Source organism: Streptomyces sp. CA-250714 (assembly GCF_050936705.1).
GTDB lineage: Bacteria > Actinomycetota > Actinomycetes > Streptomycetales > Streptomycetaceae > Streptomyces.
The window spans coordinates 2,356,715-2,378,663 of sequence record NZ_JBNJMI010000001.1; the positions used below are offsets into that span (position 1 = coordinate 2,356,715).

A 21,949-nucleotide genomic window follows, 5' to 3' on the forward strand; every position below is an offset into this window, starting at 1 on the left:
TTCCCTCTTCGCGCGCGCTCCACTACGGTCCAGCACCCGCAGATGCCGTCTTCCGGTGGGGGTCCCCGTGACCGTGACGACAAGTGTCCGCTTCAACCTCGTCCAGCCCGAACAGCCGCCGGGCGCCGGGGATTCGGCCGAGCGCCCCGTGGACCGCTACCGGGCCGCGCTGGAGATGGCGGGGTACGCCGACGAGCACGGTGTGACCTCGCTCATCGTCGAGGAGCACCACGGCTCCCCCGACGGCTGGCTGCCCGCGCCGCTCGCCCTCGCCGGCGCCCTTCTGGGGCGTACGCGCAGCACGCTGGTGACGGCTTGCGCGGTCCTGGCGCCGCTGTACGACCCGCTGCGGCTGGCCGAGGACATCGCCGTGCTCGACCTGGTCAGTGGCGGCCGGCTGGTCACGGTGGCGGGGATCGGCTACCGCCCGGAGGAGTACGCGGCCCTGGGGCTGGACTTCGCCAAACGCGGCGCCCTGCAGGACGAGGTGCTGGAGACCCTGCTGGCCGCGTGGAGAGGCGAGCCGTTCAGCTACCGGGGCCGCACGGTGCGCGTCACCCCGCGCCCGTACAGCAGCCCGCATCCGCCGCTGTTCGTCGGCGGCAGCTCGCGTCCCGCCGCGCGCCGCGCCGCACGGCTGGGGCTGCCGCTCTTCCTCCCCGCGCATCTGCCGGAACTGGCGCGCTACTACGAGGAGCGCTGCGCGGCGGCGGGCAGCACCCCGCTGTGCCTGATGCCGCCGGCGGAACTGCCTGCCGTACATCTGACCGACGACCCGGACCGGGCGTGGGCCGAGCTGGGTGAGCACTTCCTGTACGAGGCACGGCAGTACGCCTCCTGGCAGACGTCGGATGTGCACTCGGTGATGCGGGCGGAGGCCTCCACGGTTGCGGAACTGCGCGCGGAGGGCGTCTACCGCTTCGTCACCCCGGACGAGTGCCTGGCGATGGTGGCCCGGCAGCCCGAGGGGGCACGGCAGATACTGCTGCACCCGCTGTGCGGAGGGATGCCGGTGGAGGAGGGCCGGCGCTCGCTGCGGCTGCTGGCTGAAGAAGTCATCCCGCGGCTGAAGGAGATCGAGGACTGAGCGCCCCGCCCGGGCGGCTGTACGCGGAAAGCCCGCTGCCCCGGCTTCCTGGCGAGGGAGCCGGGGCAGCGCCGTACGAGGAGTGGGCGGCGGGGGGGGGCTAGCCCATCTCCTCCAACGCCTTGCCCTTCGGCTCCGGCACCCACTTGAGGATGAACGGAATCGAGAGCAGGGCGAAGAACGTGTACCCGACATACGTCGCGGACAGGTTCCACTCCGACAGGCTCGGGAAGCTGGCCGTGATGGCCCAGTTGGCGACCCACTGTGCGGAGGCGGCGACACCGAGCGCGGCGGCGCGGATCTTGCTCGGGAAGATCTCGCCGAGCAGCACCCAGACGACCACACCCCAGGAGAGGGCGAAGAACAGCGTGAAGGTGTGCGCCCCGACCAGCGCGACGACACCCTGGGTGTCCGGCAGCGAGACCTTGTCGCCGGAGCCGGTCTTGGCCGAGAACGCCCAGGCGACCATGGCCAGCGAGAGGGTCATACCGACCGAGCCGATCAGCGCCAGCGGCTTCCGGCCGATCCGGTCGACGAAGATCATGGCGATGACGGTGCCGATGATGTTCACGATCGAGGTCGTGAAGGAGTAGAAGAACGAGCTCTCGGGGTTGATGCCGACCGACTGCCACAGCGTCGAGGAGTAGTAGAAGACGACGTTGATGCCGACGAGCTGCTGGAAGACGGACAGGCCGATGCCGACCCAGACGATGGGCAGCAGGCCGAAGCGCCCGCCGAGCAGGTCCCGGAAGGTGGACTTGTGCTCGCTGCGCATGGCCGTCTCGATCTCGCCGATGCGCGCGTCGAGGCGCTCGTGCTCACCCTCGACACCGGCCAGCACCTCACGGGCCTTGTCCTGGCGGCCGACCGAGATCAGGAAGCGCGGGGACTCGGGGATGACGAAGGAGAGCAGCAAGTAACCGACCGCGGGGATCACCATGATGCCGAGCATCCACTGCCAGGCTTCAAGACCGGCGAGGGTGCCGCGCTGGTCGCCGTCGGCGAGGTTGAGGATGGCCCAGTTGACCAGCTGCGAGACGGCGATGCCGAGGACGATCGCGCCCTGCTGGAAGGAGGCGAGCCTGCCCCGGTAGGCGGGCGGCGAGACCTCGGCGATATAGGCCGGGCCGATGACGGAGGCCATACCGATGGCAATACCGCCCAGCACCCGCCACATCGCCAGGTCCCACAGGGCGAACGGCAGGGCCGAGCCGACGGCGCTGACGATGAAGAGGACGGCGGCCAGCCGCATGACCTGGATCCGGCCTATCCGGTCGGCTATCCGCCCGGCGATGGCGGCACCGATCGCGCTGCCGATCAGGGCGGCGGCGATGACCTGCGCCAGCATGGCGGAACCGACGTCGAAGCGGCCGCGGATCGCCTCCACCGCTCCGTTGATCACTGAGCTGTCGTAGCCGAAGAGAAAGCCGCCCATGGCGGCTGCGGCGGTGATGAAGACGACACGGCCGAGCGGGGCGGTGTGCGCTCCGGTTCCTGGCCGCGGCTGCGGCGTCTGCGGCGCGTCCTGCGCTGTGCTGGTCACGATCTTCTCCTGAGGTACCCCGGCGACAGTGCCGGGTGGGGACACCACCGTCTAAAGGTCGAAGACAGGCCTGCACGGGGGAAGCGCGCTGGCCTCAGACGTAACGGCGGCTTCTCAGACTGTAAATCTTCAATTCATGAAGTCAATAGGTCAGGAACTGCGACCCAGAGCACACACTCAACGATCACCGTTCGACTTCTGAAGTGAAGCAGCCGTTTCCGGATCGTTCCCCGGAGCTTCAGGAGAGCCGCTGGCTGATCACCTTGGAGACACCGTCGCCCTGCATCGAGACGCCGTAGAGCGCGTCGGCGACCTCCATCGTGCGCTTCTGATGCGTGATCACGATCAGCTGGGAGCTGTCCTTGAGCTCCTCCATGATCCGGATGAGCCGCTGGAGGTTGGTGTCGTCCAGCGCCGCCTCGACCTCGTCCATCACATAGAACGGGCTGGGCCGCGCCTTGAAGATCGACACCAGCAGCGCCACCGCCGTCAGTGACCGCTCACCGCCGGAGAGCAGCGAGAGCCGCTTGACCTTCTTGCCCGGCGGCCGCGCCTCCACATCGACACCCGTCGTGAGCATGTCGTCGGGGTCGGTGAGCACCAGCCGCCCCTCGCCGCCCGGGAAGAGCCGTGAGAAGACGCCCTCGAACTCGCGGGCGGTGTCGTGATAGGCCTCCGTGAAGACCTGCTCGACGCGCTCGTCCACCTCCTTGACGACCTGCAACAGGTCGGCCCGCGTCTTCTTCAGGTCCTCCAGCTGCTCGCTGAGGAACTGGTGCCGCTCCTCCAGCGCCGCGAACTCCTCCAGCGCCAGCGGATTGATCTTCCCCAGCTTCTGGTAGGCACGCTCGGCCGCTTTGAGCCGCTTCTCCTGCTCGGCCCGGACGAACGGCACCGGCTTGTTGCGCGGGTGCTCCGGGTCCTCGGGCAGCTCCTCGCCGTCGGCGGGCGGGGACGGCGGCACCAACTGGTCCGGTCCGTAGTCGCGGACCAGCCCCGCCGGCTCGACACCCAGCTCCTCCAGGGCCTTCGTCTCCAGCTGCTCGATGCGCATCCGCTTCTCCGCGCCGAGCACTTCGCCCCGGTGCACCGAGTCGGTCAGCTTGTCCAACTCGTCCTTGAGCACCCGGCCCTGGCTGCGCTCGTCGGCCAGCGCCTGCTCGCGCTCGGCCTTGGCCCGCTCGATGCCCTCCCGCTCCTCGCGGGCCCGCTCCAGCGACGCCTCGACATAGGCGAGCAGCTGCCGGGAACCGTCCGCGACGGCCTGCGCGACCTCCGCCTCATGACGCAGCCGCGCCCGACGCTCCTCGGCCCGGGCCCGGGCCTCCCGCTCGGCGCGGGCTCCCCGGTCGAGGGCGTCCGCGCGGCCGGCGATCGCCTTGACCCGCTCCTCGTGCGTACGGACCTGGAGGCGGGCCTCCATCTCGGTCTGCCGCGCGTTGGCGCCGTCGGCGGCCAGACGGTCACGGACGGAGGTGTCGGGGTCGGCCCCGCCCTCCGCCTCCTGTGCCTCCTCGGCGGCGGCGAGGCTCTCGGCCAGCTCGTCGGCCTCCTGGCGGGCCCTCGCGAGAGCCTCCTCCGCCTTGGCGACCGCGGAGGCGGCACGTTCCGCCTCCCCCTGCGCGGCCCTCGCCTGACCGGCGAGGGTGCCCACTTTGCCCGCGATACGGGACTTCTCGCGCTCGGCACTGCTGCGCTGCCGGGCCAGGTCCTCGACCTCGCCCGCCGCCATGCGGCGAGCTTCCTTGGCCTGGGCCTGCTCCTCCCTGAGGTGCTCGCAGCGGGTCTCCAGCTCCGTCAGCCGGGCTGCCGCCTCGTCCACCGCCGCCTGGGCTTCGAGGAGGGAAGGAGCTCCCTCCGAGCCGCCGCCGGCCCGGTGGGCTGAGAGGGTGTCGCCTTCGGCCGTGACCGCGGTGAGGTCCGGATGCGCTCGGATGACCGCCTCCGCCGTCTCCAAGGTGTCGACCACCACCGTGCTTCCGAGCAGGTACTCGATCGTGGGGCGGAGTGCTTCCGGCGCCGTGACCAGCGAGACCGCCGGGGTGCCCTGTGAGAAGGCGGCGCCATTGCCAGCGGCGGGCCCGGGCCCGCCCGCCCTCTCGTGCTCGTTCGCCACCAGCAGCGTTGCCCGGCCGCCGTCCTCCTTGCGCAGCAAGCGCAGCGCTTCAGCAGCCGTCGATACGTCCGTCACCGCCACCGCGTCGGCCGCCGAGCCCAGCGCGGCCGCTATCGGCAACTCGTGACCCGGGGTCACCGTCAGGAGTTCCGCGGCGGGACCGAGGAGGCCGCCGAGACGGTCCTTGGCGGCGAGCAACGCGGCAGTGCCGTCCTTACGGCGGAGATTGAGTGCGAGGGTGTCGTGGCGGGCTGAGGTGGCGGCGCGTTCACGTTCGGCTTCGGTGAGCGCGTCGCGGGCCGCGCTGAAGGCGGCCTCGGCGTCCGCGAGTTGACGCTTGGCCTGCTCATGACGGTCGGCCAGCTGCTCGTCGCCCTCGTCCAGGCCGTCGGCCTCACCGCGCAGGGCCTCGTACTCCTGCTGGGCCTCCTTGGCCCGTTGCAGGGCGTCGTCCCGCGCGGTGGCGAGCCGGTCGATCTCGGACTGTGCCGAGGCGACGCGGCTGCGCGCGGCCCCCGCCTTACCGCGCAGCCGTTCGAGGCCCTCGCGGCGGTCGGCGAGTGCCCGCGCCTCGTCACGCAGTCGGCGCTCCTCCTGCTCCAGCCTGCGCTCCAACTCGGCGCGGTGCGCGACCGTCTCGTCCAGCGCCGTGGTGGCAGCCTCCAGCGCCGCCTCCAGTTCCGCCTCCTGCTCCCGGATACGGGCTGCCTCGCGCTCCATCTCCTCCGGGTCGCGCCCCCGGCGTTCCTCGGGCTGGGGTGCCGCCGCGTGCTGAACGCGCTGATCGGCCAGACCGATGGTGCCGCGTACGCGTTCGGCCAGCTGAGAGAGCTCGTACCAGGTCTGCTGGGCCCGCTCCAGCCGGGGCGCCAGGGTGCGGACCTGCTGTTCCAGATCGGCCTCGCGGCGCAGCGCCTCCTTCAGCTCGGCCTCCGCGGCCTGCTTGCGCTGCTTGAGCTCGGCCTCGTCGGCCACCTCGGTACGCAGGGCCTCGCGCAGCGAGACGAGGTCGTCGGCGAGCAACCGCAGCCGCGCGTCACGCAGATCCGCCTGGATGACCTGCGCCTTCCGGGCGACGGCCGCCTGCCTTCCGAGCGGCTTGAGCTGCCGGCGCAGCTCGTCGGTGAGGTCCTGGACACGGGCCAGGTTCGCCTGCATGGCGTCCAGCTTCCGCAGCGCCTTCTCCTTGCGCTTACGGTGCTTGAGGACACCCGCCGCCTCCTCGATGAAGGCGCGGCGCCCGGTCGGATCGGCGTGCAGCACACCGTCGAGCTGACCCTGGCCGACGATCACATGCATCTCGCGGCCGATGCCGGAGTCGGAGAGCAGCTCCTGGATGTCGAGCAGCCGGCAGGTGTCGCCGTTGATCTGGTACTCGCTGCCGCCGTTGCGGAACATGATCCGGGTGATGGTGACTTCGGAGTACTCGATGGGCAGCGCGCCGTCGGCGTTGTCGATGGTCAGCGAGACCTCGGCCCGGCCCAGCGGCGGGCGCCCCGTGGTCCCGGCGAAGATGACGTCCTCCATCTTGCCGCCGCGCAGCGACTTGGCGCCCTGCTCGCCCATCACCCAGGAGAGGGCGTCGACCACGTTGGACTTGCCGGAGCCGTTGGGGCCGACGACGCAGGTGATGCCGGGCTCGAAGCGCAGCGTCGTGGCGGAGGCGAAGGACTTGAATCCCCGCAGTGTCAGGCTCTTGAGGTGCACGCGTCCGGACCCTACCGAGGTTGGCCGGGCGATGTCGCGCCGACGGCCCCGAAGCGACGGGAAGGGTTTCGCCCAGGGGTTTCACCGGGAGGGGGCGAGGGCAGATCAGACGTAACGAAACACGCCATGATGAGCACGCCTCCCCACACCCGCACCTCACACGGCGGATGAAGCAGCGGACGACGCACACCAGCGGACGAAAGCAGGCAAAAACTAAGGGACGCCGAAGCGTCCCTTGAGATTTCTGAGTACGGCTGTCCTGCTCAGCCCGTCCTGCCCGGCGGGCGTGGATCAGGTCAGCGCAGGCTCGGCCGTCTTCACATCGATGTCTTCGAACACCGAGTCGCGGTGCCGAGCGGCGGCGGACAGAGCGTCGTTCTCGGCCTGCATCCGTACGAGTTCGGATTCCAGGTCCTGGACACGCTGCTGCAGCCGTCGCATCTCGGCGAGCACTCGGGGGTCGTAGCCGCCGACGTGACCGAGAAGCGCCTTTGCCATGATGGATGGTCCTCCACACTGAGTGACCGACCGTAGGTGGGTGGGTCGTGAGGGATTCGCACCGTTGAGGGTCTGCTCTGGACTTTTGCTAAAGGTTCTCTGGATCAAACAGCTCAGGTGCGCGGGGTTTCAGGATCTCACCAAATGGTTTGACGGTCAACACGATCACACGTCGCGCCCCCGCGTCTGCCTTGACTCGACGGCGTCCGGCGCCGGAGACGGCTGCCCGCGGGGGCCTGGTGAAAGATCCACGGTGCTCACTCGTTGCGGCAGCTTTGCACGGTACGGCGCGAATGGCAACCGTTGTGGATCACCGGATCGCGAAGCCGCGATACCCGCCTCGTGGTGTGTCCCAGATCTCGGTGACGCCGTCCACGCGCCCGGGCGTGTCCCCGCTCCGCAGCCACTCCAGCAGCTGCTCGCAGTCGGCACGGGTGCCCTCCGCAACGATCTGGACGCGGCCGTCACCAAGGTTGAGCGCGAAGCCGACGAGCCGTCCGATCCGGAGCGCCGCCGCACGGGTGAACCAGCGGAAGCCGACCCCCTGCACCTCGCCACGGACCCAGGCCGTCAGCCGTGCGGGCTCCCCGGGCCGAGGCGCGACGGGCTGCTCGGGCACCTGTTCACCCAGTTGCGCAGCCAGCTGTTCGCGCGGAATTCCGTCCGTATTGTCGGTCGGGTTGATGGCAGCCATGGGGTGCACGCTATCCGGACAATTCCCGAGTGGACACATCAGGCCCCGTGGGGATGCCGTACATTGCCCGGCAACTCTCTTCACACCCCGCTCACACCCGCGGGTGAAGAGGGACGGAACCGTGACGCCGTATCGCCGAGCAATGTGAGGACAGCACAGATGGGCCGCCATCGACGCGCTACCCCCACTCCAGCCCCGCCGGAGCCCTCCGTCCGGCAGGCCGCGCCCCGGCACCACGGAGGCAGGCGCCGCAGACGCGCCGCGACTCCCGTACGGACCGGGCTGCTGGGAGCCTCCGCCGCACTCGCGATGGGCACCGTCGCCGTCGCCTCCGGGCTGGTGCCCGCGCCCGGCGGACTCGGCGGACCGCGGGACAGCCGGGTGCAGGCCGACGGCACCGGCGATCCCGCGTCCCCGCCGATATCCGGCACCCCCTCCGACCGGACCGCCACCGAGGCTCCCGGAGGGGGTGCCGAGACCAGCGAGAGCCCTCGCCCGACGCCCTCCCGGGAGAGTTCGCGCCCCGCCGAGAAACCGGAGGCCACTCCCTCGGCCCGGCCGTCGAAGACCCCCGAGCCGGCCCAGGACAAGGAGCGGGGCTCCCGCTCCGACGAGGACCCCAGGCCGCAGCCGGGCGGCGGCAGTACCGCGGCGGCCGACCAGGAGTCCGCCGCCGAGAGCGAGGTCCTCGCCCTGGTCAACCAGGAGCGGGCCAAGGCGGGCTGCCGGCCGCTCAAGGCGGATACCCGGCTCGCCTCGCTGGCCGGGGAGTACAGCGAGGACATGGCGCGGCGCGGGTTCTTCTCGCACACCTCGCCCGACGGCAAGAGCCCCTGGGACCGCGCCGAGGCCGCGGGCATAAGCGATCTGGGCGGCGAGAACATAGCGCGCGGCCAGGCCAACGCCCGCTCCGTGATGGATTCCTGGATGCACAGCCCCGGCCACCGGGCCAACATCCTCAACTGCGACTACCGGACGCTCGGCGTCGGCGCGCACTTCGCCGAGGGCGGTCCCTGGTGGACCCAGGACTTCGGCTTCTGAACCGGCCGCCGGGCAGTTTGATTCGTGCCCGGCGGAGCAAGGCGGCGTCAGCGGATGCGGCGCCGCCGCGGGGTTGCCCGGCCCCTTTCCGCTGCCATGCCCCGTAGCGGCCGGTGGGATGCGCACGGGGTCAGCGGTAGGCGCGGAGGAAGGCGTCGACCCCGCCGGCGATGATCGCGAGGATCTCCTACTCCCCCACCGCGCCCGCCGGGCCCGCCTTGAGTGCGTCCAGAGCGAGGAGCATGGTCAGTGCGGTGAAGTGCTGTACGGCGCGGTGCGGATCGGCCGCGCGGATCTCGCCGTCCGCCACGAGCTTCGCAAACCGCTCCTCCAGCATCCGTTCGGGACGCTCACGCGCCGTCTCCGGCAGCCGTGGCGCCGAGCGCCCCTGCGCCGTCAGCTGCCGGAAGGTCACGTAGTCGGGCGACGGAAAGGTCTCCGTCGCCACCCGTGAGGCGAAGGCCATCAGCGCGTCGCGCAGATCGCTTCCTTCTGTGAGCTCTCGTCGAGCGCTGTGCGCACGGTGACCGCCAAGGCGTCGTTGACGCGCACGAGGACGCTCTGGAAGAGGGTCCGCTTGTCGCCGAAGTGATCGTAGACCGTGCGTTTGGACACCCGGCGCGGGCCGCGATGGCGTCGACGCTGGTGAGCTCGTACCCCTCGGAGACGAACAGCGCCTCGGCCGCGTTCAGGATGGCCGTTCGCTTGTCCTCGGACCGCTGCCTTCGAGCTGTCTCCTACGGGGCTGACGGACGCGGCCACTCGCCGGGTGGGCGAGTTCTCGTTGGGGATGAACCGGCTCCTGGGTGTCGGAGCCCTGGTCGTGGCCGTGCTCCGCTTCCGGGACGTCTGAGGACCGGCCGACCGGTCGGTACGCCAGGTCACGTCCCGTCCGTGCTGAGCCCGCCGCGCCAATTCCTTGCACCAGTCCCTGGAAGGACCCTCCATGACTGACACGTGCCGCACCGATGTGCTCGTCGTCGGAGCCGGGCCCACCGGGCTGTCCCTGCCTGCGATCTCGCCCGTCGCGGGGTCGGCCACCGCATCGTCAGCGGGACGCGGTGCCGAATCGCGCGTCCGAGGCCAAGACCACCCAGTCCCGGTGCCTCGAAGTGCTCGACAATCTGGGCGCCGTTGACCACGTACGGCGGCGAGGCGTCGCCGGGCTTCCCGTGAGGTTCCACGAACCGACCGGCGTTCTGGTGGACCGGTCCCCGCTCTCGGTCTGGGCGGGGGAGTCGTTCCACACGCCGTACCCCGACGCCCTATGGATCGGCCAGTTCCACGTCGAGCACGCGCTGCGGCAACGGTTCGGAGAACTTGGCGGGCAGGTGGAGTTCGGGGCCGAAGCGGTCGGCCTCGTACAGGACGACGCCGGTATCACCGCCGTTCTGCGTACGCCGCACGGCGAACAGACCGTCCGCGCCCGCTATGTCGTGGCGGCGGACGGCGGCAGGAGCAACATCCGCAGGCTCGTCGGGCTGCCACTGGTCGGCCGGGCCTACGAGCAGCAGCGCTGGTACCTCGGTGATGTCACCGGGCCGGACCTCGACCGCGGCAATATGCACATCTGGCCGTCCGAACACGGCATGCTCGGCCTCACCCCGCTCCCCGACAGCGACCTGTGGCAGTTCCAGAGCCCGATCCTGCATGAACACCGGGATCCAGGACGCCTACAACCTCGGCGGGAAACTCGGCAGCGTCATCGACGGCGCCGAGCGCATCCCCGTCGCCCGTACCGTCCTGGCGCTCAGCTCGGACACGATGAGCAGAGCCATGGAGCAGGTGGCCCGCGGCAGCGAGGACGGGCTGAGCTCGGCACTCGCCGGCATCGCCGACGGGTCGACGACCACCGGGCTGGGTATCCGCTACCGGACCGGTCCGCTCACCTGTCGCGACTCCCAGGACAGCGCGCCGGGCCCCAAGGCCGGCGACCGGGCGCCCAACGTCGGCGGGTTGGAGCGCCCTGGGTTCACCGGGGACCTCTTCGACCTGTTGCGGGGGCCGCACTGGTCTCTGCTCGCCTACGAACGCACCGAACCGGTCGCCCTCGACGGCGCCGCACCGGTCCCCATGCACGTACACCGCATCGGGTCGGCTGCGGGCAGTGGCATCGTCGACGCCAAGGACGAATTCCGGCGCGTCTTCCGGCCGCGCCCGGGCGAGCTCGTCCTGACCAGGCCCGACGGGTACGTCGCCGCCCGCCTCCGGGTCGGCCAAGAGGCGGGCGTCATCGACCACTTGGCCCGATTCCGGCCGGGCGGGCAACCGGATCGGACAGGCGTAGGGGACCCGCCGGAGATCCGGCCTCATGAGTAACGCCGGTTCGTCGAGCGGCGAACAGCACACGAGATGGAGCGGGCGGCTCGTCCGCCGGGTGGCCGTTCTGATTCTCGCCAACGTCATGGTGGACACGGTCATCATGACGCCACTTCTCGTCCTTCCGTAGATGCTCGACCACTTCGACACCGATCAGGCGGCATGGCTCAACGCGAGCGCGATGCTGGCGGGAGCGATGTGGGTGCCGCTGCTCGGCAAGAGCGCCGACATGTACGGGAAGCGCAGAGTGCTGGTGATGACGTTGCTCATCGCCTGCGCGGGCGCCCTCGTGTGTCTGGTAGCGCCCAGCATCTGGGTGTTCATCGCCGGGCGCCTGTTGCAGGGAGACGGCCGTGGCTGCCGTCTTCCTCACGGTCACCCTCATCCGGCAGATGTGCGCGGTGCGGATCGCGATGACCGTCGTGGCCATCGTGACTCGGGCGCATCATTCCGAGTCCCCAGTCAGGACGGGGGCAGGTTCGATATCGCCGGGCGTGCTGCTCGGCGCGGGGCTGGCGGCAGTGCTCAGCTATGTCAGCCTCGGGCCGGAGTTCGGCTGGTTCGCCAAAGGCCCGCTCGCCCTTTCTCGAACCCGTGGTCGACATCAGGAAATCTCAGCAGACCCTTGCTCATGCTGCTTGTGGTCGTCCTGTCGACCGGTGCGTGCCAGAGCATGCTCCAGCTCATCAGTCTCATCGCCGAGGTCGCACCGAACGAGCAGCTGGGGTACGGACTCGCCGGCGGGGTGGCGATCGGCCCGGTGGCGACCATCGGGATGTATCTGTCGGTCTCCCACCTCTACGCCGCCGCCGTGTTCGCCGCACTGCTGGGCTTTACGGCGGGAGCAATCGTGACGTCCGGCTTCAAGCGGTGGGTGCGGCCGTGCTGACGTCGACGGCTGTGGTCGTCGACGGGACGGAGGAGAACTCGGCCGCGGGCGTGCACGCGTATTTCGCGGTCGCGGCGGGGGCAGTGGCGGTCGCCCTGGCACGACGGTGCTCCGCGCCGGAGAGCGTGTCGGCGCCCCGGCGGATCTTGACCGGCCCTCCACGTTGTTCCGGTCACGGGGTGACCCTGCCCGTCGCCCGCCGACTGCGGCTATGTCCTGGCTTGTCGCGCTGTTCCCCGCGCCCCTGACGGGGCGCGTGCCGGGCGCGGGGCGCGTTGGCAGCGGGGGCAGAAGTAGCTGGAGCGGTTCATCCAGGCGCGGCGGCGCATCGGGGTGCCGCAGCGGCGGCAGGGTTCGTCCTCGCGGCCGTAGGCGTCCAGTGAGCGTTCGAAGTAGCCGGACTCGCCGTTGACGTTCACATAGAGGCTGTCGAAGCTGGTGCCGCCCTGGGCCAGTGCGGCTGTCATCACGTCCCGGACGTGGCCGATCAGCTCGGCGGTCTGCGTCCGGGTCAGGGTGGCCGTGGGGCGGTCGTAGTGCAGCCGGGAGCGCCATAGCGCCTCGTCGGCGTAGATGTTGCCGACGCCGCTGATCAGCGACTGGTCCAGCAGGGCGCGCTTGATCGTCGTACGGCGGCGGCGCAGGGCGGCGTGGAAGGCCGGCTCGTCGAAGGCGGGGTCGAGCGGGTCGCGGGCGATGTGCGCGATGACGTCGGGCAGCCCGTCCTCGGCGGCCGGATGGAGCGAAAGCCCGCCGAAGGTGCGCTGGTCGACGAAGCGCAGCTCGCCGCCGTCCGCGTCCTGAAAGGTGAACCGGATCCGCAGATGCCGCTCGTCGGGGGTGCCCGGCGGCTGGATGAGGAGCTGGCCGCTCATACCGAGGTGGGCGAGGACGGCGTGGGAGCCGTCCTCGACGGGCAGCCACAGATATTTGCCGCGGCGCCTGGCCGGCCCGATCCGCGCGCCCGCCAGCCGCGCGGCGAAGTCCAGCGGCCCGGCCGTGTGGCGGCGGACCGCACGCGGGTGGAGCACTTCGGCGGCAGCGACGGTCCGGCCGCTGGCCCAGCGTTCCAGACCGCGGCGGACGACCTCGACTTCCGGCAGCTCGGGCACGGGACTCCTCGGGAGTAGGCCCGCACTCGCGGGCGGGTAACACCACGGCCGCCCCCGGGAGGGGGCGGCCGGTGCGGTCAGCAGGTCAGCAGGTCAGCGGGAAGCCGCGGTGCCCTCCGACGGCTCGGTGGGCTCGCTCCGCTGGGCGTCCGCGACGGACGGTGCAGCGGCGCCCTTCCCAGCCGCCGCGGCGCTCTTCCCAGCCGACCCGGCGCCTGCCGCCGCGTCGGCCGCTGCGGCCTCGGCGCGGGCCGAGATGGCGCGCCAGGCGGCCTCGGCGGCCTGCTGCTCCGCCTCCTTCTTGCTGCGTCCTGTGCCGGTGCCGTACGCGACACCACCGACGCGGGCAGCAGCCGTGAAGGTCTTCTCGTGGTCGGGGCCCGTCTCCGAGACCAGGTACTCCGGGACACCGAGTCCCTCGGCGGCCGTCAGCTCCTGGAGGCTGGTCTTCCAGTCGAGACCCGCGCCGAGGTTGGAGGAGCGCTCGATGAGCGGGTCGAACAGGCGGTGCACCAGTTCGGAGGCCGCCTCCAGCCCCTGGTCGAGGTAGACGGCGCCGATGACCGCCTCCAGCGTGTCCGCGAGGATCGACGCCTTGTCCCGGCCGCCGGTGCCCTCCTCACCCCTGCCGAGGCGGATGAAAGCACCCAGGTCGAGACCGCGCGCGACCCCCGCGAGGGCGCGCGAGTTGACCACCGCGGCCCGCAGCTTGGCGAGCTGGCCCTCCGGAAGGTCCGGGTGCATGCGGTAGAGGGTGTCGGTGACGACGAGCCCGAGGACGGAGTCGCCGAGGAACTCCAGGCGCTCGTTGGTGGGCAGCCCGCCGTTCTCGTACGCGTAACTGCGGTGCGTCAGCGCGCGCACCAGAAGGGCGGACTCCAGTCGGTAACCGAGCCGCCCTTCCAGAATCGCGTGGGACGAGGCCGCGTCCACCAGTTCCGCAGAATCCCCTCCCTTCCCGGGGGCGGGGCTCTGAGGAGTGCCGGCGTTGGACATGGAGCCTGTCACCCGCCGATCAGACCTCGAGGACCTGGCGCTTGTTGTAGGTGCCGCAGCTCGGGCACGCGATGTGCTGCTGCTTGGGCTCGCGGCAGCGCTCGCACTTCACCAGGGTGGGGACCGCAGCCTTCCACTGCGACCGGCGGTGGCGCGTGTTGCTGCGCGACATCTTCCGCTTCGGAACAGCCACGGCTACTTCTCCTGTGAGTCATCCCCGTCGGTGCGGGGCTCGTTGTCCTTCTCGCCGTCCGGCATGGTCTCGGCGAGTCCCTGCAGTGCCGCCCACCTGATGTCGACGGCGTCTTCGTGTGCGTGATCAGGATCGTCCGCCAGCCGGGCCCCGCAGTCGGGGCACAGGCCGGGGCAGTCCTCGCGGCACACCGGCTGCAGCGGCAGTGCGAGCACCACCGCGTCCCGCAGCACGGGTTCGAGGTCGAACAGGTCGCCCTCGAGGAAGAGCGTGTCCTCGTCCTCCTCGTCCTCGCCGGGTTCCGCCACAGGGCGGCCCCGGTCGTCGGCTTCGGGGTAGGAGAACATCTCCTGGAAGTCCGCTTCGACTCGCTGGTCGAGCGGCTCCAGACACCTTACGCACTCCCCTGTCAGCGGTGCACGGGCGGTGCCCGTGACGAGCACCCCTTCCATGACCGACTCCAGGCGGAGGTCCAGCTCGATCGTCGCCCCGTCGGGAACCTTGATGAACTCGACACCGAGGTCACCGGGGGACTCCACCTCGCGGGAGAGCCGCTTCATCGCACCAGGACGCCGCCCCAGCTCGCGTGTGTCGAACACGAGAGGAGCACGGTGGTCGAGGGGGGCTTTCAGGGCTTCCTGCTTTCTACGGGTGGGGCTGGGGCCGCGAACGTACTCACGACCGAAGAGACAGGATACTTGACGGCTCCCCCATGACCCAATCCGCGCCCGGGGTCACGCCACGCTGCGGGCCCCGCTGAGCGCCGGGCGTCAGCCGCCCTGGCCGTGCCGCTGCTCGTACGCCCTGAGCTGGTCGATGTCGATCATGCTCGTGTCGAAGAGGCTGGTCTCGTCCAGCTGCGGCTGCTGCTGCGGCTGCTGGGCCTGGTAGTGCTGCTGCTGGTAGTAGCCGTCCTGCTGCTGCCCGTAGCCGTACGGATCGTGCTGCTGTTGCGGCGCGTAGTACGCCTCCTGCGGCGCCTGCTGCTGCGCGTACGCGTACGGGTCGTGCTGCTGCTGACCGCCGTCGTACGGCATCTGCTGCTGCCCGTAGTAGGGGTCGGCGGCGACCGGCTGGGCCGCTGGCTGCGGGGGGATGTGCGGGGGCTGCGGCGGCTGGGCGGGCGGCTGGGGCAGTTGCTCGCCGTGCGGTGCCTGGGCGGCCGGCTCGGTATGTGCCAGCCCGGCGAGGTAGTCCGCGTCGCTGGTGTGCCCGTTGAAGCTCTGGGCGCCGTCCTGCGCTGCCATATGGGCCGCCAGCTCGTCGGCGGGCTCGTGGCCGCGCAGCTTGAGACGGCCGCGCCCCACGGCCTCCAGCGTCTTGGCGAGCACCGCGGAGACGGAGCCGAGCCGGGCCTCGACATAGCTGTCGGCGCGCCGCTGGAGCTCGCGCGGGTCGCCGGTGCGGTCCGGTGCGTCGTGGGCGTACTCGTCGTGCCACTCCTCGGCACCGGGTCCGCTGCCCAGCAGCTTCTCGCGGCCGCGCTCGATGGAGCCGATGGTCTTGGAGAGCACCGCTTCGAAGTTGGCCAGCTTGCTGTCGACGTAGTCGTCCGCCTCGGCCCGGGTCCGGCCCGCCTCCTGGTGGGCCTCGGCGAGGATGCGGTCGGCCTCCTCCTGGGCACGCCGGGCCACTTCGGTGCCGGACACCAGCGAGGCGCGCTCGGCCTGGGCCGCCTCGATGATGCGCTGCGCCTCCTGGTGGGCCTCGGCCACGACCTGCTCGCGGCCGCCGATCACCTCGCGCGCCTCGGCGAGCGAGCCGGGCAGCGCCTGGCGCACTTCCTCGAGCATGCCGAGCAGTTCGGCCCGGTTGACCACGCAGGAGGCCGACATGGGCATCGAGCGCGCGCTGTCGACGGTCGCCACGATCTCGTCGAGTTTCTGCTGTACGTCCACGACTGTGACTGTACGGCCAGTGAGCGCGGGCCCGTTACTCCTTCCCCCAAGCGGACGGCTCGCGGGCAGGTCAGGGCTTGGTGAGCCGTTCGGTCAGCGCGCGGTTGACGGCCTCGGGCACCAGATGGGAGACGTCGCCGCCCCAGGTGGCGACCTCCTTGACGAGGCTGGAGGAGAGGAAGCTGTAGGTGGGGTTGGTGGGGACGAAGAGCGTCTCGACGCCGGAGAGGCCGTTGTTCATCTGTGCCATCTGCAACTCGTAGTCGAAGTCGCTGACCGCGCGCAGTCCTTTGACGATGGCCGGGATGTCGCGCTCCTTGCAGAAGTCGACCAGCAGCCCGTGGAACGCCTCCACCTTGACGTTGCCCAGTCCCTCGGTGACCTGCCGGATCAGGTCGATGCGCTCGTCGACCGTGAAGAGGCCCTTCTTGGACTTGTTGATCATCACGGCGACGTGCACCGTGTCGTACAGCCGGGAGGCGCGGTCGATGATGTCGAGGTGGCCATTGGTGATGGGGTCGAAGGACCCCGGACAGACTGCGCGGCGCACTGGCACTTCCTCGCTCTCCTCACGGCGGGCACGCGGCCCCGCCTCATGTGATCTCAGCATGACGCGGGAGTAACTTCCCGCGCGGCGGCGCGACCGTACCAAAGCGTTCCCTCGCCGTAGCGACGGGACCTGAGCCCCTCGAAACCCTCCGGCCAGCGGAAATCACCGCCCCTGGTGCTGCGCTCCACGGTGGCCAAGGCACCGGGTGCCAGCCAGGCCCTGGCGCGGAGTGTGAGCAGTGTCTCGCGCAGCTCGTCGTCGGTGACGGCGTACGGGGGGTCGAGGAAGACCAGGTCGAACGGGTGCTCAGGCGGGTCCCCCGCGAGGATCTGCGTCGCCTTGCCGGACCGCACCTCGGCGCCGGGCAGGCCGACCGTCCGCACGTTCTCCTTGATGGTGCGCACGGCACGCGGGTCCGTCTCGACGAGCAGCGCGTGCGCGGCGCCCCTCGACAGCGCCTCCAGGCCGACGGCACCGGAGCCGGCGTACAGGTCCAGCACGCGCAGGCCCTGCCAGCCGGCCGCGCCCCCAAGCTGGGAATCCCAGCTGGAGAACAGACCCTCGCGGGCCCGGTCGGAGGTGGGGCGGGTACCGGTGCCCGGCGGAACGGCCAGCCGCCGCCCGCCGGCGGCTCCGGCGATGACGCGGGTCATGGGTGCGGATCCTCTGTGTGGGGTGGATGCTCGGGGCTCGGGATCAGGATCCCATGCGACGGCGGGGTCGGCGTGGGCTCCCGTCAGCCCTTGTCGAGGTACTCCTCCCGTTCCTCGTCCAGGAGAGCGTCCAGCGCTGTGCGCAGTTCGGGATGGTGCTCCAGGTCCGGGTCGGCGGCGACCAGAGCCGTGGCCTCGTCGCGGGCCTCGGCGATGATCTCCTCGTCGTCGATGACGGCGAGCATCCGCAGCGAGGAGCGCACACCGGACTGGGCCTGGCCCAGAACGTCTCCCTCGCGGCGCTGTTCGAGGTCGATACGGGACAGCTCGAAGCCGTCGAGCGTGGCGGCCACGGCCTCCAGGCGGGCCCGCGCGGGGCTCTCCTGCGGCATGTCCGTCACCAGCAGACACAGACCCGGTGCCGAGCCCCGGCCGACGCGGCCCCGCAGCTGGTGCAGCTGCGAGACGCCGAAGCGGTCGGCGTCCATGATCACCATGCCGGTCGCGTTGGGCACGTTCACGCCGACCTCGATGACCGTGGTGGCCACCAGTACGTCGATCTCGCCCGCGGCGAACTCCCGCATCACCTCGTCCTTCGCCTCGGGCTGCATCCGCCCGTGCAGGGCCGCCACCCGGAGCCCGGCGAGGGGCCCGGAGGCGAGTTGACCGGCGATGTCGAGGACGGCCAGCGGCGGGCGCTTCTCCTCGCTGTCGGCGCCCTCGTCCGGCTCGCCCTGCTCGTCCACCGGGAAGCCGTCCGGCTCTTCCCCGTCGTACGCGGACCGCTGCGGGCCCGCGCCCTTCGCCGCCTTCGGGTCCTCGTCGTCGCCGATCCGCGGGCAGACGACGTACGTCTGATGGCCCGCCTCCGTCTCCTCGCGGACCCGCTCCCACGCGCGCGTGAGGAAGTGCGGCTTGTCCTTCACCGGCACCACATGGGTGGCGATCGGGGAGCGCCCGGCGGGGAGTTGGTCAAGTACGGACGTCTCCAGATCGCCGAAGACCGTCATGGCGACGGTCCTGGGGATGGGCGTCGCCGTCATCACCAGCAGATGCGGCGGCTGCTTGCCCTTGGAGCGGAGGGCGTCGCGCTGTTCGACGCCGAAGCGGTGCTGCTCGTCCACCACGACCAGGCCCAGGTCGTGGAAGGTGACCTTGTCCTCGATCAGCGCGTGGGTGCCGACGACGATGCCCGCCTCGCCGGTCACCAGGTCCAGCAGTGCCTGGCGCCGGGCCGCTGCGCCCATCGAACCGGTCAGCAGCACCACCTTGGTGCCCTGCTCGGCACCGCCCAGCATCCCGCCTTCTGCCAGCTCGCCCATCATCTCCGTGATGGACCTGTGGTGCTGCTGGGCCAGCACCTCGGTGGGCGCGAGCATCGCCGCCTGGCCGCCCGCGTCGACGGTGGCGAGCATGGCCCGCAGTGCCACCAGCGTCTTGCCGGAGCCGACCTCGCCCTGGAGCAGCCGGTGCATGGGGTGCTCGGTGGCCAGGTCCGCGAAGATCTCCCGGCTCACCTCGCGCTGCCCGTCGGTGAGGGTGAACGGCAGCCGTTCGTCGAACGCGTCCAGCAGCCCGCCGGGCGTCGGCCTGCGCGGTACGGCGGGCAGTTCGGTCTCCTTGGCGCGCCGCCTGGCGAGGGCGACCTGGAGGACGAACGCCTCGTCCCACTTGAGCCGGGAGCGGGCCTCGGCGATGTCCGCCCTGCTGCCCGGCCGGTGGATCTTCTCGAACGCCTCGGGGAGCGGGATGAGTCCGCGCTGCTCGCGCAACGCGTCCGGCAGCGGATCGGTCAGCCCGCGCCAGCTGGTGGCCTCCAGGGCGCTGAGCAGCATGCCGACGGACTGCTCGATGCTCCAGGAAGAGAGCTGCTTGCACGCCGGATACAGCGGCAGCAGGGCCCTGGCGAACTGCTCCACGGTCTCCTGATCGCTGTCCTCGTCCAGGAGTTTGTAGTCCGGGTGGGAGAGCTGGAGTTTGCGGTTGAAGACCCCCACCTTGCCGGCGAACATGCCGCGCTTGCCGGGCAGCAACTGCCGCTGGTGGTAGTGGACGGAGCGGCCGAAGAAGACGAGCTGGAGCCGTCCGCTGCCGTCCGTCAGCGTGACCTCCAGGCGCTGGCCCCTGCCGTGGTTGAACTTGTGCACGCGCGCGTCGTGAACCCGGGCGACGACGGTGACGTGCTCGTCCAGCGGCAGCTCGGACAGCCGGGTCAGCTCGCCGCGCTCCGCGTACCGGCGCGGGTAGTGGTGCAGCAGGTCGCCTACCGTGCGCAGCCCGAGGTGCTCGGACATCACCTTCGCGGTGTTTCCGCCGAGCAGCGCCTTCAGCGGCTCCTGGAGGGGTTCGCTTCGCGTGGTTTCAGTCGAGGGCACGGTTCCATCCTGCCGGACGGCTGTGACAGCGCCCGTGTCACTCGCCAGGAGAGCGGTTCGGCGTGCCTGCTGCGCCGTACGGGGCGGCGGAGGTCATTCGACGCCGATGAGCAACTGTGCCTCCAGCTGGCGCCCCTCATAGACGACCGTGTCGACGGCGAGATGACTGGTGCGCACATAGTGCTCCAGCTCAGCCGCGAGCCCCTCGGGGACCTCCGCGCCGAGGACAAGGGTGACCAGCTCACCCCCGGCCGCCAGCATCCGTGCCAGCACATCCCGCGCAACGGGCACGGTCTCGGTGCCGATCAGCGCCACATCACCCTCGATGAGCCCGAGCACGTCCCCGGCCTGGCAGACGCCCGCCGTCGTCCACGACTGCCGCTCCGCGACGGTCACTTCGCCGTACCGGGTCGCCCCGGCGGCCGAGGTCATGGTGACGACGTCCTCGTCGAAGCGGCGGCCGGGCTCGTGCACGGCGAGCGCCGCGAGTCCCTGGACGGCGGCGCGGGTCGGGATGACGGCACACCTGACGCCTGCCGCCCGCGCGATGTCCGCCGCCCGCGCCGCCACGGCGTGCAGTCCGGTCTCGTTGGGCAGCAGCGCCACCTCGGCGGCGCCCGTCGCCCGCACCGCCGCCACCAGCGCGTCCTGTTGGGCGGCGTCGGCGGCGGGCAGCACACCGGCACCCGCCTGCCGGCAGAGCGCGGCCAGCCCCTCGCCCGGTACGACGGCGACGACGGCGCGCCCTCCGGCCGACTGCGGCGCCGGTTCCACCGCGTCACCTCGCTCGCCGCCCTGTGCACCCGCTGCCGCACCGTCCCCGGTACCGCCCTCGGCCGTCGGCAGGTGGGTGATGCGGATGCGATACGGGCGCCCCGCCGCCAGCCCCGCCTCCACGGCGGCCCCGGCGTCCGCGACGTGGACGTGCACGCTCCACAGCCCCTCGCCGCCGCCGATGACCAGGGAGTCGCCGAGCGGGTCGAGCCGGGTGCGGAGCGCGCCGACGGACTTCGGGTCGTCGGACTCCAGGAGGTACATCACCTCGAACTCGGGGCGGAAGGGAGCCTGCGCCGAGCCGTCGGCGGGCGGCGCGACCACGACCGGGCCCGCCACGGGGCACGCGGCGGGGACCGGCTCGGCGGTATCGGCCGCCGGCTCGGCCGGTACGTGCTCGCCCAGCGCCGCCCACAGCGAGGTCAGCAGCGCGGTCAGGCCCAGCCCACCCGCGTCCACCACACCCGCGCGGGCCAGCGCCGCCAGCCGCCCGGGGGTGGCGGCCAGCGCCTCGCGGGCCGCCATCGCGAGGTCCTCCCCCGCCTCGGCGGCGTCGGCGGCAGCCGCGGCCACCGTCAGCATCGTGCCCTCCACGGGGTGGGCGACAGCCGCGTACGCGGCGCGCGCCCCGCACCTCAGGGCGCGCGGCAGCGCCTCTCCAGGCTCGCCGCTCTCCTCCGCGAGGCCCTGTGCCATGCCGCGCAGATACTCCGCCAGGATGGTGCCCGAATTGCCCCTGGCGCCCAGCAGCGCGGCCCGTGCCATCGCACGCAGCGCCTCCCCGGCCGTGGCCTGAGACTCCCGGGCCGGGAGGGCGGCGACGGCCGCCTCGAAGGTGAGGCACAGATTGGTGCCGGTGTCACCGTCCGCGACCGGGAAGACGTTGATGGCGTCCATGCGTGCACAGTGGGCACGCAGCGACTCCCGGCCGAGGGCGCACCAGCGGCCGACCGCGGCGGTGTCGAGCGGTAGCGGCACTGCGGGACCTCCTCCGGGTATCGGCCTCCAGGGGACCGGGTACCTCCCGGGTACCTCCCGGCCGAAGGCTGGGGGAAGCCGGGTGGCGGCGTTGCGGGCAGGCTAGTGGGGGACAGGGCGGAAGCCCAGGTCGGGGCCGGGACGAGGGCCTTGGTTTCGCTGTTCGAGACCGTCCGTTGTATGCTGCTCCGGTTGCCTGTTCCGGATGTTTCGGTCCGGTAGGTGACAATCCCCCTGGCACAGCCGGTCATCTGGTCCTGCGTCGCCGGGATTCACCGTACGTGCATCTGAAGTCTTTGGAGTGACCCGTGGCTGCGAACTGCGACGTCTGCGGCAAGGGGCCGGAGTTCGGCAACAACATCTCCCACTCGCACCGCCGCACCCGCCGTCGCTGGAACCCGAACATCCAGCGCGTGCGTGCCGTGGTCGGCGGGACGCCGAAGCGCCTCAACGCCTGCACCTCGTGCATCAAGGCCGGCAAGGTGTCGCGCTGACGTCCTCGACGTAACGCAGCGCGGCTCACGCC

21 protein-coding genes and 3 pseudogenes are annotated in these 21,949 nt (G+C 71.3%); 8 read left to right on the forward strand and 16 right to left on the reverse strand.

What is annotated here, in order from left to right; translation table 11 throughout:
• Positions 1-67: 67 nt before the first annotated feature.
• On the forward strand, positions 68-1,087 hold the full coding sequence (locus ACQEU8_RS10220) for an LLM class flavin-dependent oxidoreductase (RefSeq protein ID WP_433099081.1): 1,020 nt from the start codon (positions 68-70) through the stop codon (positions 1,085-1,087).
• 100 nt (positions 1,088-1,187) lie between these two features.
• Here ACQEU8_RS10220 and ACQEU8_RS10225 read toward each other — a convergent pair whose 3' ends face one another.
• From ACQEU8_RS10225 to ACQEU8_RS10240, 4 genes are all read right to left on the reverse strand, one after another.
• On the reverse strand, positions 1,188-2,630 hold the full coding sequence (locus ACQEU8_RS10225; protein WP_433099083.1) for a sugar porter family MFS transporter: 1,443 nt from the start codon (positions 2,628-2,630) through the stop codon (positions 1,188-1,190).
• A 238-nt stretch (positions 2,631-2,868) separates the two neighbouring features.
• Positions 2,869-6,453 (reverse strand): chromosome segregation protein SMC, encoded by a 3,585-nt coding sequence (smc, locus tag ACQEU8_RS10230; protein ID WP_433099085.1) that lies wholly within the window; start codon positions 6,451-6,453, stop codon positions 2,869-2,871.
• Positions 6,454-6,744: 291 nt separating this feature from the next.
• Positions 6,745-6,951: a hypothetical protein gene (locus ACQEU8_RS10235; protein ID WP_209237766.1), complete on the reverse strand. Its 207-nt coding sequence runs from the start codon at positions 6,949-6,951 to the stop codon at positions 6,745-6,747.
• Between the two features lie 310 nt (positions 6,952-7,261).
• On the reverse strand, positions 7,262-7,570 hold the full coding sequence (locus ACQEU8_RS10240) for an acylphosphatase (protein ID WP_433102293.1): 309 nt from the start codon (positions 7,568-7,570) through the stop codon (positions 7,262-7,264).
• A 234-nt stretch (positions 7,571-7,804) separates the two neighbouring features.
• Between ACQEU8_RS10240 and ACQEU8_RS10245 the strand changes: the two genes are divergently transcribed.
• Positions 7,805-8,686, forward strand: coding sequence for a CAP domain-containing protein (locus tag ACQEU8_RS10245; protein ID WP_433099088.1), 882 nt, complete (start codon positions 7,805-7,807; stop codon positions 8,684-8,686).
• Between the two features lie 187 nt (positions 8,687-8,873).
• On the opposite strand, the gene ACQEU8_RS10250 is transcribed toward ACQEU8_RS10245, so the two are convergent.
• The 3 genes and pseudogenes from ACQEU8_RS10250 to ACQEU8_RS10260 form a co-directional block, all read right to left on the reverse strand.
• Complete coding sequence (locus ACQEU8_RS10250) at positions 8,874-9,152, reverse strand: TetR/AcrR family transcriptional regulator C-terminal domain-containing protein (protein ID WP_433099090.1); 279 nt, start codon at positions 9,150-9,152, stop codon at positions 8,874-8,876.
• Complete coding sequence (locus ACQEU8_RS10255) at positions 9,152-9,301, reverse strand: TetR/AcrR family transcriptional regulator (RefSeq protein ID WP_433099092.1); 150 nt, start codon at positions 9,299-9,301, stop codon at positions 9,152-9,154. The genes ACQEU8_RS10250 and ACQEU8_RS10255 overlap by 1 nt, the downstream gene beginning before the upstream one ends.
• A gap of 35 nt (positions 9,302-9,336) precedes the next feature.
• Positions 9,337-9,381, reverse strand: a pseudogene (locus tag ACQEU8_RS10260) (hypothetical protein); the annotation flags it as partial.
• Between the two features lie 273 nt (positions 9,382-9,654).
• Here ACQEU8_RS10260 and ACQEU8_RS10265 point away from each other — a divergent pair.
• From ACQEU8_RS10265 to ACQEU8_RS10285, 5 genes and pseudogenes are all read left to right on the forward strand, one after another.
• Positions 9,655-10,167, forward strand: a pseudogene (locus ACQEU8_RS10265) (FAD-dependent monooxygenase); the annotation flags it as partial.
• 169 nt (positions 10,168-10,336) lie between these two features.
• Positions 10,337-11,005 carry a hypothetical protein gene (locus ACQEU8_RS10270; protein WP_433099094.1) on the forward strand — a complete coding sequence of 223 codons (669 nt, stop codon included), beginning with the start codon at positions 10,337-10,339 and terminating at the stop codon, positions 11,003-11,005.
• Positions 10,998-11,135 (forward strand): hypothetical protein, encoded by a 138-nt coding sequence (locus ACQEU8_RS10275; protein ID WP_433099096.1) that lies wholly within the window; start codon positions 10,998-11,000, stop codon positions 11,133-11,135. Before ACQEU8_RS10270 ends, ACQEU8_RS10275 begins: the two co-directional genes overlap by 8 nt.
• 66 nt (positions 11,136-11,201) lie before the next feature.
• Positions 11,202-11,315 (forward strand): annotated as a pseudogene (locus ACQEU8_RS10280) (hypothetical protein); the annotation flags it as partial.
• Positions 11,316-11,636: 321 nt separating this feature from the next.
• Positions 11,637-11,894 carry a hypothetical protein gene (locus ACQEU8_RS10285; RefSeq protein WP_433102521.1) on the forward strand — a complete coding sequence of 86 codons (258 nt, stop codon included), beginning with the start codon at positions 11,637-11,639 and terminating at the stop codon, positions 11,892-11,894.
• Positions 11,895-12,103: 209 nt separating this feature from the next.
• On the opposite strand, the gene mutM is transcribed toward ACQEU8_RS10285, so the two are convergent.
• The 9 genes from mutM to ACQEU8_RS10330 all read right to left on the reverse strand — a co-directional run bounded on the left by mutM (position 12,104) and on the right by ACQEU8_RS10330 (position 21,423).
• A complete protein-coding gene (gene mutM / locus ACQEU8_RS10290) occupies positions 12,104-13,006 on the reverse strand; it encodes a bifunctional DNA-formamidopyrimidine glycosylase/DNA-(apurinic or apyrimidinic site) lyase (RefSeq protein WP_433099098.1) in 903 nt (300 codons plus the stop codon).
• Positions 13,007-13,099: 93 nt separating this feature from the next.
• Positions 13,100-14,002: a ribonuclease III gene (gene rnc / locus ACQEU8_RS10295; protein ID WP_433099100.1), complete on the reverse strand. Its 903-nt coding sequence runs from the start codon at positions 14,000-14,002 to the stop codon at positions 13,100-13,102.
• Between the two features lie 19 nt (positions 14,003-14,021).
• Positions 14,022-14,195, reverse strand: a complete 174-nt coding sequence (rpmF, locus tag ACQEU8_RS10300; protein ID WP_016470089.1) for a 50S ribosomal protein L32 — start codon at positions 14,193-14,195, stop codon at positions 14,022-14,024.
• Positions 14,196-14,197: 2 nt separating this feature from the next.
• Entirely contained in the window at positions 14,198-14,794 is a 597-nt protein-coding gene (locus tag ACQEU8_RS10305; protein ID WP_433099102.1) for a YceD family protein, read from the reverse strand.
• Positions 14,795-14,965: 171 nt separating this feature from the next.
• Positions 14,966-16,093 (reverse strand): cell division initiation protein, encoded by a 1,128-nt coding sequence (locus ACQEU8_RS10310; RefSeq protein ID WP_433099104.1) that lies wholly within the window; start codon positions 16,091-16,093, stop codon positions 14,966-14,968.
• 70 nt (positions 16,094-16,163) lie between these two features.
• A complete protein-coding gene (gene coaD / locus ACQEU8_RS10315; protein ID WP_433102295.1) occupies positions 16,164-16,643 on the reverse strand; it encodes a pantetheine-phosphate adenylyltransferase in 480 nt (159 codons plus the stop codon).
• A gap of 53 nt (positions 16,644-16,696) precedes the next feature.
• On the reverse strand, positions 16,697-17,296 hold the full coding sequence (rsmD, locus tag ACQEU8_RS10320) for a 16S rRNA (guanine(966)-N(2))-methyltransferase RsmD (RefSeq protein WP_433099106.1): 600 nt from the start codon (positions 17,294-17,296) through the stop codon (positions 16,697-16,699).
• An 83-nt stretch (positions 17,297-17,379) separates the two neighbouring features.
• Positions 17,380-19,590: an ATP-dependent DNA helicase RecG gene (gene recG / locus ACQEU8_RS10325; RefSeq protein WP_433102297.1), complete on the reverse strand. Its 2,211-nt coding sequence runs from the start codon at positions 19,588-19,590 to the stop codon at positions 17,380-17,382.
• A gap of 174 nt (positions 19,591-19,764) precedes the next feature.
• Complete coding sequence (locus tag ACQEU8_RS10330) at positions 19,765-21,423, reverse strand: DAK2 domain-containing protein (protein WP_433099108.1); 1,659 nt, start codon at positions 21,421-21,423, stop codon at positions 19,765-19,767.
• A gap of 308 nt (positions 21,424-21,731) precedes the next feature.
• Here ACQEU8_RS10330 and rpmB point away from each other — a divergent pair, with 308 nt between their 5' ends.
• Positions 21,732-21,917: a 50S ribosomal protein L28 gene (gene rpmB, locus ACQEU8_RS10335; protein ID WP_016470082.1), complete on the forward strand. Its 186-nt coding sequence runs from the start codon at positions 21,732-21,734 to the stop codon at positions 21,915-21,917.
• The last annotated feature ends 32 nt before the right edge of the window (positions 21,918-21,949 follow it).